Origin of the sequence: Streptomyces sp. NPDC048197 (assembly GCF_043202395.1) — a bacterium.
Taxonomy (GTDB): domain Bacteria; phylum Actinomycetota; class Actinomycetes; order Streptomycetales; family Streptomycetaceae; genus Streptomyces; species Streptomyces siderophoricus.
In genome coordinates, this window is the sequence record NZ_JBIDAJ010000029.1 from 51301 (window position 1) to 63809 (window position 12509).

A 12509-nucleotide genomic window follows, 5' to 3' on the forward strand; every position below is an offset into this window, starting at 1 on the left:
ATGGGCCGCGCGCGGCTCGCCCGGTTGCACGGCGTCGCCACGTCGTACGAACCGGCACCGGGCAGAAGCGTCCAGATCACCGACGACACCGTCGTGGCCGTGCTCGCCGCACTGGGGGTCGACGCCTCGACCCCGCACGCCGTACGCGCCGCACTCGCCGCGTACGAGGACACCGCGGGCCGCGCCCTGCTCCCCCCTTCCGTCGTCGCCCGCCCGGGCCGGCCGCCCGACCTCACCGGCCTCCCCGAAGGCACCGCCCTGCGGGTGGAGGCCGAGGACGGGCAGTTCCACGACGTGCCACGGCAGCCCCACGACGGGCCGCACGAGGGCGCCGGGGCGGCGCTCGCCCGGCTGCCGCTGGGCCTGCACACACTGCACGCCGAGGCGCCCGACGGCCGCACCGCCCGCGCCCGGCTGATCGTCGCTCCCGATCGGGTGCCCGCACCACCCGCCCGTAGTCACGGTTTCCTGGTGCAGCTCTACTCCCTGCTGTCCCGGCACTCCTGGGGCATGGGCGACCTCGGTGACCTCGCCGACCTCGCCGCCTGGTCCGGACGCGCCCTGGGCAGCGGATTCGTCCAGCTCAACCCGCTGCACGCGGCCGTCCCCGGCCCGCCCACCGACCCCTCGCCCTACCGCCCCTCCTCGCGCCGCTTCCCCGACCCGGTCCACCTGCGGATCGAGCAGATCCCGGAGTACGCCCAGCTGACCGGCGCCGCCCGGTTACGCGCCGACGAACTGGCCGCGCAGGCCCACGCACTGCGCGACGGCGTACTGGAAGGGGGCGCGCTGATCGACCGGGACGCGGTCTGGGAGCTCAAGCGCGAGGCCCTGGAGCTGCTCTGCGCCCTCCCGCTCTCACCGGGCCGGCGGGCCGCGTACTGCGACTTCCTCGCCGAGCAGGGCCGGGCGCTGGAGGACCACGCCACCTGGTACGCGCTCGCCGAGCGGCACGGCCCCGACTGGCGGACCTGGCCGGCCGGGCTGCGCGACCCCCGGTCCGCCGACACCGCCCGGCTGCGGCCCCGGCTGATGGACCGGATCGACTTCCACTGCCGGCTCGCCTGGTTCACCGACCAGCAGCTCGCCGCCGCCCAACGGGCCGCCGAGGAGGCCGGGATGCCCGTCGGGCTGGTGCACGACCTCGCCGTCGGCGTGCACCCCTCCGGCGCCGACACCTGGGCCCAGCAGGACGCGTTCGCCGCCGGGATGTCCATCGGGGCGCCGCCGGACGCCTTCAACGCCCGCGGCCAGGACTGGGGCCTGCCGCCGTGGCGCCCGGACACACTGGCCGCCACCGGCTACGCCCCCTACCGCGAGCTGCTGCGCGGACTGCTGCGGCATGCCGGCGCGCTGCGCATCGACCACGTCATGGGACTGTTCCGGTTGTGGTGGGTCCCCGAGGGCCGGCCGCCGACCGAGGGCGCCTACGTGCGCTACGACGGGGAGGCGATGCTCTCGGTGCTGGCCCTGGAGGCGCACCGGGCCGGCGCCGCGGTGATCGGCGAGGACCTGGGCACCGTCGAACCGGGCGTGCGCGAGGCGCTCGCCGAGCGGGGTGTCCTCGGCACCTCGGTGCTGTGGTTCGAGCGGGACTACGCCGGTGTGGACCCGGCGACCGGCGGCGAGGCCCGCATCCTGGCCCCCGACGAGTGGCGCGGCGACTGCCTCGCCACCGTCACCACCCACGACCTGCCCAGCACCGCGGCCCGGCTGACCGGCGACGACCTCGCCCTGCGCGAGCGGCTCGGGCTGCTCGCCGGGCCGCCGGAGCGCGCCCGGTCCCGCGCGAAGTGCGAGCTCGCCGCCTGGTTCGGGGAGCTGACCCGCCGCGGCCTGCTGCCCGAGGGCACCGGCGACGAGGAGGCGGTCGTCAAGGCCGTGCACCGCTTCCTGCTGCGCACCCCGGCGCAGCTGGTCGGGGTCTGGCTGCCGGACGCGGTGGGGGACCGGCGCCCGCAGAACCTCCCGGGCACCTGGGAGGAATACCCGAACTGGCGGCTGCCGGTGGCCGGCCCGGACGGACGGCCGCAGACCCTGGAGGAGCTGGCCGCCTCTCCACGGCTGCACGCCTTGATGCGCGAACTGGCCGACGGCAAGCGGTAGCCCGGTTACCGCCAGGCCGTCGCCGCCGTCACCGGGCGCCGCACCCGGGGCCCGGGGGAGCCGGTGTGTGCCGATGCCCACCCCGGGCGCGCGGGGCGGCGGGGCGTCCGATACGTTGATGTTCGTGAGCAACAAGGTCAAGAAGAACGCCCTGCGCGCCGGAACCGTCACTGCCGGCACCGCGCTGATGCTGCTGATGTCGTCCCCCGCGTTTGCGCTCACCCGCGACGATGGTGACGACCCGGGTCCCGGTCTGAACGTCGCCCAGACGCTCGGCCTTTACGTCGCCGCCCCCATCGTGATCTTCCTCGTCATCGCCGGGCTGGTCATGCTGACCGACAAGTCCCGCAAGACGAAGTCCCAGGGCTGAGCCCCGGCCGTACCCCGGGCCCGCACGGGCCCCGGCGACCTCCCAGGGCGCCGCTCGGTTACAACAACCGAGCGGCGCCCTTTGTCGTACCCGGCTATTTCCGCAGGTGAAAAACGGGTTGCGAGGCGGCTATCGCGCGATTTTCGGCCGATTTGCGCGAACGGATCACTTAACCGGAGCACACCTACGATGACGTAACCTACGCAGCCGTAGGTTCAACCTACGGTCCCGTAGCTCATCGTCCCCAGGAGTTCCCCGTGACCATCGCCCCCGCCCACAACGGAGAGCTCGGCCAGGCCGCGTGGAGCGACGCCAAGCTGCTCTACGCACTCGAAGAGGTCGTCGAGAAGGAGCTCAACCGGCACCTGAAGGTCGCCAAGGAGTGGATGCCCCACCAGTACGTCCCCTGGAGCGACGGCCGGAACTTCCCCGGTGTGCTGGAGGACGGCGAGGAATGGGCGCCCGAGCAGTCCAAGGTCAGCGACATCGGCCGGACCGCCCTGGTGGTCAACCTCCTCACCGAGGACAACCTCCCCAGCTACCACCACGAGATCGCCACCCTCTTCGGGCGCGACGGCGCCTGGGGCACCTGGGTGCACCGCTGGACCGCCGAGGAGGGCCGGCACGGCATCGTGATGCGCGACTACCTGCTCACCAGCCGGGCCGTCGACCCGGACGAGCTGGAGCGGTTCCGCATGGCCCACATGTCGGAGGGCTTCGAGGCCGACAACTCGCACAGCATGCTGCACTCGGTGGCCTACGTCGCCTTCCAGGAGCTGGCCACCCGGATCTCGCACCGCAACACCGGCCACCACTCCGGTGACCCGGTCTGCGACCGGATGCTGGCCCGGATCGCCGCCGACGAGAACCTGCACATGCTCTTCTACCGCAACCTGCTCGGGGCGGCCTTCGAGATGGCCCCCGACCAGACCATGTGCGCGGTACGGGACGTGGTCACCGGCTTCCGGATGCCCGGCCACGGCATCCCCGGCTTCGAGCGGGCCGCCGCCCGGATGGCCCTCGGCGGGATCTACAACCTCCGGATCCACCACGACGACGTGCTGCAGCCCGTCCTGCGCTTCCTGAAGGTGCTGGAGATCGGCGGCCTGGGACCGGCAGGTCTGGCGGCCCAGGAGGAGCTGGGGCTCTTCATGGACGGCCTCGACGGCCAGGCCCGCAAGTTCGAGGAGCGGCAGGCGGCCATCCGCGCCCGCCGCGAGGCCCGCCGCTGAGGCGAGCCGGTCGAGGGGCGGGCTCGGGGCCCGGCAGACCTTTCAGATTTACTGCAAGGAATGATGGAAAATATTCGATGGACCTGATGGTTCTGGGGCTGTCACGGTGGAGATCCACCACCCCGAGGAGAGGAAACCGTGGCAGTTCTGGAACGGGTCCGCGACCGTCGTACGCCGCTGTCCGCGCAGGGAGCCGGGCTGGCGCTCGCCCTGACGGCGACCGTCGTCTGGTCCGGCAACTTCGTCATCGCCCGCGCCCTGCACGACACCGTCCCGCCCGTCCAGACCGCCTTCTGGCGGTGGGTCATCGCGCTGCTCGCGGTCGCGCCGTTCGCCGCCGGGCGGGTCAGCCGCGAGTGGCCGGTCATCCGCCGCCACCTCGGCTTCCTCACGCTGGCCGCGCTGCTCGGCGTCACCCTCTTCAACACCCTCATCTACCAAGCCGGACGCTCCACCTCGGCCACCAACATGGCCATGATCGCGGCCGCCTCGCCGGTGCTGATCGCCCTGTTCGCCCGCGGCGGGGAACGGCTCGGCGGGCGGCGGGCCGCCGGGATGGCCCTCGCGCTGGCCGGCGTGGTGACGCTGGTCGGCAAGGGCTCACCGGCCGCCGTCCTCGGTCTCGACTTCGCCGGCGGCGACCTGTGGATGCTCGCCGCGACGGCCACCTTCGCCGGCTACAGCGTCCTGCTGCGCCGCCGCCCCGAGGGGATCGGCGGGGTGTCGTTCCTCTTCATGACCTTCGCGCTGGGCGCCGCGATGCTGCTGCCCGCGTACGGCGTCAGCCTCGCCGCGGAGGGCGGCTTCGCGCCCACCGCGCAGACCGTCGGACCGCTGCTCTACGTAGGCGTCTTCTCGTCCGCCGTCGCCTACTTCACCTGGAACAAGGCCATCGCCCTGATAGGCGCCGCGCGGGCCGGGGTCGTCTACTACCTCCAGCCGGTCTGCGTCGCACTGCTGTCGTTCGCCGTTCTGAGTGAGGCCGTGACGCCCGTGCAACTGCTCTGCATGGTCCTGATCGTCGCGGGCGTCGCGCTCGGTGCCGGCGGCCGCCGCTGACTGCGTACGCTGCCGGCATGGCCGACTGGGACATCAAGAAGCTGCGGATCCTGCGCACCCTCCAGGAGCAGGGCACGGTCACCGCGACCGCCGAGGCGCTGCACATGACGCCCTCGGCGGTCTCCCAGCAGCTGACCGGGCTGGCCAAGGCGCTCGGGGTGACGCTCCTGGAGGCGCACGGCCGACGGGTGCGGCTGACCGGCGCCGCCCAGCTGGTGCTGCGGCACGCCGAAGCGGTCTTCGCCCAACTGGAGCGCGCCGACGCGGAGTTGCTCGGCTACCTCCAGGGCGACGCCGGCCAGGTGCGGGTCGGGGCCTTCTCCACCGCCATTCCCGCGCTGGTGGTCCCCGCCGTCCAGGAGCTGCGCCGTACGCATCCGGGACTGTCGGTCGTCGTACGGGAGGCGGAGGCGGAGGCCGCGTACGAGCTGCTGGCGGAGGGCAGCGTCGATCTGGCGCTCTCGCTGGCGGCGCACGCGCCCACCCCGCGCGACCCCAAGTTCAGCCGGGTCGCGCTGCTCGCCGATCCGCTGGACGTGGCGCTGCCGGCCGGGCATCCGCTGGCCGGCGAGCCCGGGCTGCGCCTCGCCGACCTGGCGGGCGAGCCGTGGATCTTCGGCAGCAGCGGGCCCTGGTCCCAGATCACCACCACCGCCTGTGAGAACGCCGGATTCGTGCCCGAGCGGGCGCATGCCGCGGCCGACTGGAACGCGATCTGGGCGATGGTCGCGGCCGGGATGGGGGTCGCGCTGGTGCCCCGGATGGCGATGGCGGGCGGTATCGGCGCCCTGGAGCGGGGCGGGCCCGGTGAACGGGAAAGGGGCGGGCCCGGCCCCGGGGTCGCGCTGCGGGTGCTCTCCGGCGACCAGCCGCGCCGCCATGTCGTCGCCGCCGTCCGGCGCGGCTCCGAAGGGGCGCCTGGGCTGGCCCGGGTGCTGGCCGCGCTGCGCCAGGCGGCGGTCGACCAGGCGCCGGGGGAGGCGGGCGACCACGGTCCCGGATGGCATACCCAGACCATTCAGCCGAGCTGAATATATTCCTCAAAAACTTTCGATGGACCTGTGGGGTGGTCGCTGCGACCGTGGAGTGGTCCGCATCTCGACGACCACGAAGGGCAACGATGACCGCCACCCCGGCCGCCCACTCCACTGATCCGCACGCCAACGACGCCCAGCCGTACGCCGGCGGCGACCCGTACGCCGACTACCGCGGCGGGGACTTCGCGTTCACCTCGCTCGTCGACCTCGCCGACCGCCGCTTCGGCGCCGGCGTGATCGCCGCGAACGACGAGTTCTTCGCCGAGCGTGAGAACCTGCTGAAGCCCACCCCGGCGGTCTTCGACCCCGAGCACTTCGGCCACAAGGGCAAGATCATGGACGGCTGGGAGACCCGGCGCCGGCGCGGTGCCGACGGCGACCACCCCTTCCCGACCGACGACGAGCACGACTGGGCGCTGATCCGCCTCGCCGCCCCCGGCGTGATCCGCGGCATCATCGTCGACACCGCCCACTTCCGCGGCAACTACCCCCAGCAGGTCACCGTCGAGGCCACCTCGCTCCCCGGCAGCCCCGGCCCCGAGGACCTGCTCGCGCCCGACGTGAAGTGGGAGGAGCTCGTCCCGCGCACCCCCGTCCGCGGGCACGCCGCCAACGGCTTCGAGGTCGGCGTCGAGCGCCGCTTCACCCACCTCCGCCTCAAGCAGCACCCCGACGGCGGCATAGCCCGCCTCCGGGTCCACGGCGAGGTCGTACCGGACCCGGAGTGGCTGGACGTGCTGGGCACCCTCGACCTGGCCTCCGTGATGCACGGCGGCACCGTCGAGGACGCCTCGGACCGCTTCTACTCCTCGCCCACCCAGATCATCCAGCCCGACCTGTCCCGCAAGATGGACGACGGCTGGGAGAACCGCCGCCGCCGGGTCAAGGGCACCAACGACTGGGTGCGCTTCCGCCTCGCCGCGCAGGGCGAGATACGCGCGGTGGAGATCGACACCGCGTACCTCAAGGGCAACTCCGCGGGCTGGGCCGCCCTGTCGGGCTGCGACGGCGACCCGGCCGACGAGTCCTCCTGGTTCGAGATCCTGCCGAAGACCAAGCTGCAGCCGGACACCCCGCACCGCTTCAAGCTGCCGCGGACGGTGACGGCCACCCACATCCGCCTGGACGTCTTCCCCGACGGCGGCCTCGCCCGCATGCGCGTACACGGCAGCCTCACCGAGACCGGCCGCGCCGAGCTCGGCCGCCGCTTCGACGCGCTCAACGGCTGAGCCGCACCTCTCCCGCCCACCGGGCCCGCAGGAGGGGAACGGGCCCGGTGGCCACGGCCCGCCCGGCGGACGGCAGCACAATCGGGCGCCGTCCGTCGGGCGTTCCCAACGGTGTGCCGTCAACTCCCGTACCAATATCAGGAGTTGACGGCATCGGTTGGTGGCTCCGGCCGGTTACGCCGCGCCGGCCGCCGCGTCCGCCGCCTGGGCCTTCAGCGCCCGCTCGATCCCGGCCCGGGACTCGGTGACCAGCCGGCGCAGCGCCGGGCTCGGCTCGGCCGCGTCCAGCCAGGCGTCCGTGGCGTCCAGCGTCTCCTGCGAGACGTGCAGCGACGGGTAGAGACCGACCGCGATCTGCTGGGCCATCTCGTGGCTGCGGGCCTCCCAGATCTCCTTCACCGCGGCGAAGTACTTCATGGTGTACGGCGCCAGCAGCTCCCGCTGGTCGGTCTGCACGAAGCCGCCGATGACGGCCTCCTGCACGGCGTTGGGCAGCTGGTCCGACTCCACGACCGACGCCCAGGCCTCGGCCTTCGCCTCCGCCGTCGGGCGCGCCGCGCGCGCCGCCGCGGCGTACCGCTCGCCCGCCGACGTCCGGTCCCGCTCCAGCTCCGCCGCGATGGCCTTCTCGTCCGCCCGGCCGGTCGCCGCCAGCCGGTGCAGCAGCGACCAGCGCAGCTCGGTGTCCACGGCCAGCCCGGGGATCTCCTCGGTACCGTCCAGCAGACCCTGCAGCAGGGCGAGCTGCTCGTCCGTGCGCGCCGCCGCGGCGAACGCCCGGGCCCACGCCAGCTGGTGGTCGCTGCCCGGCTCGGCCGCCCGCAGGTGAGCGAGCGCCGCCTCGGTCCAGGCCGCCAGACCTGTCTCGCGCCACTCCGGCGCCGCGTACAGGTCCAGCGCCAGCTTCACCTGGCGGTGCAGCGACTGCACCACGCCGATGTCGGACTCCTTGCCGACGCCCGACAGGACCAGCGACAGATAGTCACGGGTGGCCAGTTCGCCGTCCCGCGTCATGTCCCACGCCGACGCCCACGACAGCGCCCGCGGCAGCGACTCGGTGAAGTCCCCGAGGTGCTCGGTGACCACCTTCAGCGACTCCTCGTCGAGCCGCACCTTGGCGTACGACAGGTCGTCGTCGTTGAGCAGGACCACGGCCGGGCGCGGCTTGCCCACCAGCTGCGGGACGGCGGTCAGTTCGCCGTCCACGTCCAGCTCGATCCGCTCGGTGCGGACCAGCTTGCCGGAGCCGTCCAGCTCGTACGCGCCGATCGCGATCCGGTGCGGCCGGAGCACCGGCTCGCCCTTGGCGCCGGCCGGCAGCGCCGGGGCCTCCTGCCGGACCGCGAACGAGGTGATCACGCCGTCCGCGCCCACCTCGATCTCCGGCCGCAGGATGTTGATCCCCGCGGTCTCCAGCCACTTCTTCGACCAGGTCGCAAGGTCCCGGCCGGAGGTCTCCTCCAGCGCGCCCAGCAGATCGCTCAGCCGCGTGTTGCCGTAGGCGTGCCGCTTGAAGTAGGCCTGCACGCCCTTGAAGAACTCCTCCATCCCCACGTACGCGACCAGCTGCTTCAGGACCGAGGCGCCCTTCGCGTACGTGATCCCGTCGAAGTTCACCAGCACGTCGTCCAGATCACGGATCTCGGCCATGATCGGGTGGGTGGACGGCAGCTGGTCCTGCCGGTACGCCCAGGTCTTCATGGAGTTGGCGAACGTGGTCCACGAGTGCGGCCACCTCGAGCCCGGCGCGTACGCCTGGCAGGCGATCGACGTGTAGGTGGCGAACGACTCGTTCAGCCACAGGTCGTTCCACCACTCCATGGTGACCAGGTCGCCGAACCACATGTGCGCCAGCTCGTGCAGAATCGTCTCGGCGCGCACCTCGTAGGCCGCGTCGGTCACCTTCGAGCGGAAGACGTACTGGTCGCGGATGGTCACCGCGCCCGCGTTCTCCATCGCACCGGCGTTGAACTCCGGCACGAAGAGCTGGTCGTACTTCGCGAACGGGTACGCGTAGTCGAACTTCTCCTGGAACCAGTCGAAGCCCTGCCGGGTGACCTCGAAGATCGCGTCCTGGTCGAGGTGCTCGGCCAGCGACGGACGGCAGTAGATGCCCAGCGGCACCGTCCGCCCGTCCTTCTCGTACGTGCTGTGCACGCTGTGGTACGGGCCCACGATCAGGGCGGTGACATACGTCGAGATCCGCGGCGTCGGCTCGAACCGCCAGATGCTGTCGGCCGGTTCCGGCGTCGGCGAGTTCGAGATCACCGTCCAGCCCTCCGGGGCCTTCACGGTGAACTGGAACGTGGCCTTCAGGTCCGGCTGCTCGAACGAGGCGAACACCCGCCGGGCGTCCGGCACCTCGAACTGCGTGTACAGGTACGCCTGCTGGTCCACCGGGTCGACGAACCGGTGCAGGCCCTCGCCCGTGTTGGTGTAGGCGCAGTCCGCGACCACGACCAGCTCGTTGCGGCCGGCCCGCAGCCCCGGCAGCACGATCCGCGAGTCCTCGAACACCGAGGCCGGGTCCAGCAGCTCGCCGTTGAGCGCCACCTTGTGCACGGCCGGCGCCACCAGATCGATGAACGAGTCCGCGCCCGCCCGGGCGACGTCGAACCGCACCGTGGTCGTGGACCGGTACGTACCACCCTCCTGCGCGCCGGAGAGATCGAGATCGATCTCGTACCCGTCCACACTCAGCAGCTGCGCCCGCTGCTGCGCCTCGTCGCGGGTCAGATTCGTGCCAGGCACCCGTTCATCTCCTTCGCATTGATCAACGCATCGGACTCTTCGGCCATCCTTCCACGTGGGCCAAGCCGGACAGGGTGGCAATTCAGGTGGTGCACTGGTAGCCACCCGGGTAGCATCAAGGTATGAAAATTAGTGTCAGCCTGCCTCAGGAGGACCTCGCCTTCCTCGACGAGTACGCGACGAAAACCGAGGCCGAGTCGCGGTCCGCCGTGATACACGCGGCCATCGAGCTGCTGCGCGCCGCGGAGCTCGAAGCGGAGTACACGGAAGCGTTCGAGGAGTGGGACGCGAGCGAGGACGCGGCGCTCTGGGACCGCACGAGCGGGGACGGGCTCGCCGATGAGGCGTGGTGACATCTACCTGGTCGATCTGGAGCCGGCGCGCGGCAGCGAGGCCAACAAGGTTCGACCGGCCGTGATCGTGTCCAACAACGGCGCCAACCAGTCGGTCGAGCACAACCGCCGGGGTGTGGTCACGGTGGTTCCGCTGACGTCGAACACCTCCCGGGTCCTGACGTTCCAGGTTCTCCTCCGAGCCGACGAGTGCCGTCTGCCCAAGGACTCGAAGGCCCAGTGCGAACAGGTCCGCGCCGTCGCCCCGGACCGCATTCGCGAACGGGTCGGCTCGGTGCCCCGCCAGCGCATGACGGAGATCGACGTAGCGCTCCGGCGGCATCTGGCGCTCTGACCGCCGCGGACCGCGTCCGCTCCGCACCACGTCCGCTCTGACCGTGGCGGACCACGTCGTCCGATACCCGCCAGCGCCGGGCGCAGGCAGCGGGGACCGTGGACGCATGACGACCTACACCCCACTGCCCATTCCGCCCGCCGCGCTGAAGGAACTCCGCGTGACCGATGACGCCGGGCGGGCCGTCGAGCCGTACACCGCCCGGGAGGACGGCGTGCCCGTGGACTGTGTCGGCAGTCCGCTGCGGTGCTGTCTGCGCGGGATCCGGGCCGGGGAGCGGGTGGCGCTGGTGTCGTACGCGCCGCTGCGGCGGTGGGCCGCGGAGACCGGGGCCCGGCCCGGGGCCTACGACGAGCAGGGGCCGGTGTTCCTCCACGCGGACGAGTGCCAGGGCCCGGACCCCGGCGCGGACCGGTACCCCTTCGACCGGCCCGGCGCCCTGCGCACCCTGCGCCGCTACGACAAGGCCGGGCGGATCATCGGCGGGCGGCTCTTCGAGATCCCCGAGGACGCCACGGCGGGCTTCGACGCCGCCCTGGCCGAGGCGTTCGCCGACCCGGAAGTGGCGCTGGTGCACGTCCGGGCCGTGGAGTACGGGTGCTTCCAGTTCGAGGTGCGGCGCGGCTGACCCGCCCCAGGGGCGAGGCGACCCGGGCAACGCAACGGGCCGGGGCCCGTACGGAGGGTGCGAACTCCGTACGGGCCCCGGCCCGCGAGCAGCCGGGTCAGCCGCGCAGCTCCGCGGCGACCAGCTCCGCGATCTGCACGGCGTTCAGCGCCGCGCCCTTGCGGAGGTTGTCGTTGGAGACGAACAGCGCCAGGCCGTTCTCGACGGTCTCGTCGGCGCGGATCCGGCCCACGAAGGACGCGTCCTGGCCGGCGGCCTGGAGCGGGGTGGGAACCTCGGAGAGGGTCACACCGGGGGCGCCGGCCAGCAGCTCCTGCGCCCGGGCCGGGCTGATCGGCCGCGCGAAACGGGCGTTGATCTGCAGCGAGTGGCCGGTGAAGACCGGGACGCGGACGCAGGTGCCGGACACCTTCAGGTCCGGGATCTCCAGGATCTTGCGGCTCTCGTTGCGGAGCTTCTGCTCCTCGTCGGTCTCGCCCAGCCCGTCGTCGACGATCGAGCCGGCCATCGGCAGCACGTTGAAGGCGATCGGACGGACGTACTTGTCCGGCTCGGGGAACTCCACCGCCGAACCGTCGTGGGTGAGCTTGGTGGCGTCCTGGTCGATGACCTTGCGGACCTGCCCGTCCAGCTCCTCCACGCCCGCCAGACCGCTGCCGGACACCGCCTGGTACGTCGCGACGACCAGCGAGACCAGGCCGGCCTCGTCGTGCAGCGGGCGCAGCACGGGCATCGCGGCCATCGTCGTGCAGTTCGGGTTGGCGATGATGCCCTTGGGGCGGTCGGTGATCGCCTGCGGGTTGACCTCGGAGACGACCAGCGGGACCTCGGGGTCACGACGCCAGGCCGAGGAGTTGTCGATCACGACGGGACCGGCGGCGGCGACCTTCTCCGCCAGCGCCTTGGACGTCGCACCGCCGGCCGAGAAGAGGACGATGTCCAGCCCCGAGTAGTCGGCGGTCGCCGCGTCCTCGATGGTGATCTCGGTGTCCTGCCACGGCAGCGTCCGTCCGGCGGACCGGGCCGAAGCGAACAGCCGCAGCTGCTCGACCGGGAAGTTCCGCTCGGCGAGAATGCCCCGCATCACGCCGCCGACCTGTCCGGTGGCTCCGACGATTCCGACCCTCATGGGACTCCTTCTTTCTGACCTGACTTAGGTGTCTGTTCGGAACACCTGCTCAGTAGCTCCTCCATCATGTGTGTGACACCCGTCGCCTTGTCCAATCCATTCCATTCTGTGGCGGTCGAGGGACGGGGAGCGTGACGGAACGCATACCCACCGCGCGGTGCGTCGCGACTACGCAGCGTGTGGTACCCCGGTCGGCCCCGGCGCTCACGCACCGTGATACCCGCGTGCGCTGCGTGGCGGCGCCGGACGGTGATACCCCACGCGGTGAACGCGCGGTGACC

At 72.2% G+C, this 12509-nt stretch carries 11 protein-coding genes; 9 read left to right on the plus strand and 2 right to left on the minus strand.

What is annotated here, in order from left to right:
* The 6 genes from malQ to alc all read left to right on the plus strand — a co-directional run bounded on the left by malQ (window position 1) and on the right by alc (window position 7033).
* Complete coding sequence (malQ, locus tag ACGF4C_RS29615) at window positions 1–2106, plus strand: 4-alpha-glucanotransferase (RefSeq protein ID WP_393570186.1); 2106 nt, start codon at window positions 1–3, stop codon at window positions 2104–2106.
* Between the two features lie 124 nt (window positions 2107–2230).
* On the plus strand, window positions 2231–2476 hold the full coding sequence (locus tag ACGF4C_RS29620; RefSeq protein ID WP_362147133.1) for a hypothetical protein: 246 nt from the start codon (window positions 2231–2233) through the stop codon (window positions 2474–2476).
* A 257-nt stretch (window positions 2477–2733) separates the two neighbouring features.
* Window positions 2734–3708 (plus strand): acyl-ACP desaturase, encoded by a 975-nt coding sequence (locus ACGF4C_RS29625; protein WP_393570188.1) that lies wholly within the window; start codon window positions 2734–2736, stop codon window positions 3706–3708.
* Window positions 3709–3846: 138 nt separating this feature from the next.
* Window positions 3847–4767, plus strand: a complete 921-nt coding sequence (locus ACGF4C_RS29630; RefSeq protein WP_393570190.1) for a DMT family transporter — start codon at window positions 3847–3849, stop codon at window positions 4765–4767.
* Between the two features lie 17 nt (window positions 4768–4784).
* Window positions 4785–5798 carry a LysR family transcriptional regulator gene (locus tag ACGF4C_RS29635; protein WP_393570192.1) on the plus strand — a complete coding sequence of 338 codons (1014 nt, stop codon included), beginning with the start codon at window positions 4785–4787 and terminating at the stop codon, window positions 5796–5798.
* Between the two features lie 89 nt (window positions 5799–5887).
* Window positions 5888–7033 (plus strand): allantoicase, encoded by a 1146-nt coding sequence (gene alc / locus ACGF4C_RS29640; RefSeq protein WP_393570194.1) that lies wholly within the window; start codon window positions 5888–5890, stop codon window positions 7031–7033.
* Window positions 7034–7207: 174 nt separating this feature from the next.
* Here alc and pepN read toward each other — a convergent pair whose 3' ends face one another.
* Window positions 7208–9784 (minus strand): aminopeptidase N, encoded by a 2577-nt coding sequence (gene pepN, locus ACGF4C_RS29645; RefSeq protein ID WP_393570196.1) that lies wholly within the window; start codon window positions 9782–9784, stop codon window positions 7208–7210.
* Between the two features lie 122 nt (window positions 9785–9906).
* Here pepN and ACGF4C_RS29650 point away from each other — a divergent pair, with 122 nt between their 5' ends.
* The 3 genes from ACGF4C_RS29650 (at window position 9907) to ACGF4C_RS29660 (ending at window position 11099) form a co-directional block, all read left to right on the plus strand.
* Window positions 9907–10137, plus strand: coding sequence for a ribbon-helix-helix domain-containing protein (locus ACGF4C_RS29650; RefSeq protein ID WP_393570198.1), 231 nt, complete (start codon window positions 9907–9909; stop codon window positions 10135–10137).
* Entirely contained in the window at window positions 10124–10471 is a 348-nt protein-coding gene (locus ACGF4C_RS29655) for a type II toxin-antitoxin system PemK/MazF family toxin (RefSeq protein ID WP_393570200.1), read from the plus strand. The genes ACGF4C_RS29650 and ACGF4C_RS29655 overlap by 14 nt, the downstream gene beginning before the upstream one ends.
* Window positions 10472–10577: 106 nt before the next feature.
* A complete protein-coding gene (locus tag ACGF4C_RS29660; protein ID WP_393570202.1) occupies window positions 10578–11099 on the plus strand; it encodes a DUF1203 domain-containing protein in 522 nt (173 codons plus the stop codon).
* A gap of 97 nt (window positions 11100–11196) precedes the next feature.
* Here the strand turns inward: ACGF4C_RS29660 and ACGF4C_RS29665 are convergent, their stop codons facing one another.
* A complete protein-coding gene (locus ACGF4C_RS29665; protein WP_393570204.1) occupies window positions 11197–12228 on the minus strand; it encodes an aspartate-semialdehyde dehydrogenase in 1032 nt (343 codons plus the stop codon).
* Between the last annotated feature and the right edge of the window lie 281 nt (window positions 12229–12509).

What these genes read in the sequence shown, in the direction of transcription:
- malQ (WP_393570186.1), top strand. Translation starts at nt 1, where the DNA reads ATGGGCCGCGCGCGGCTCGCCCGGTTGCACGGCGTCGCCACGTCGTAC.
- ACGF4C_RS29660 (WP_393570202.1), top strand. Translation starts at nt 10,578, where the DNA reads ATGACGACCTACACCCCACTGCCCATTCCGCCCGCCGCGCTGAAGGAA.
- ACGF4C_RS29655 (WP_393570200.1), top strand. Translation starts at nt 10,124, where the DNA reads ATGAGGCGTGGTGACATCTACCTGGTCGATCTGGAGCCGGCGCGCGGC.
- alc (WP_393570194.1), top strand. Translation starts at nt 5,888, where the DNA reads ATGACCGCCACCCCGGCCGCCCACTCCACTGATCCGCACGCCAACGAC.
- ACGF4C_RS29650 (WP_393570198.1), top strand. Translation starts at nt 9,907, where the DNA reads ATGAAAATTAGTGTCAGCCTGCCTCAGGAGGACCTCGCCTTCCTCGAC.
- ACGF4C_RS29665 (WP_393570204.1), bottom strand. Translation starts at nt 12,228, where the DNA reads ATGAGGGTCGGAATCGTCGGAGCCACCGGACAGGTCGGCGGCGTGATG.
- ACGF4C_RS29635 (WP_393570192.1), top strand. Translation starts at nt 4,785, where the DNA reads ATGGCCGACTGGGACATCAAGAAGCTGCGGATCCTGCGCACCCTCCAG.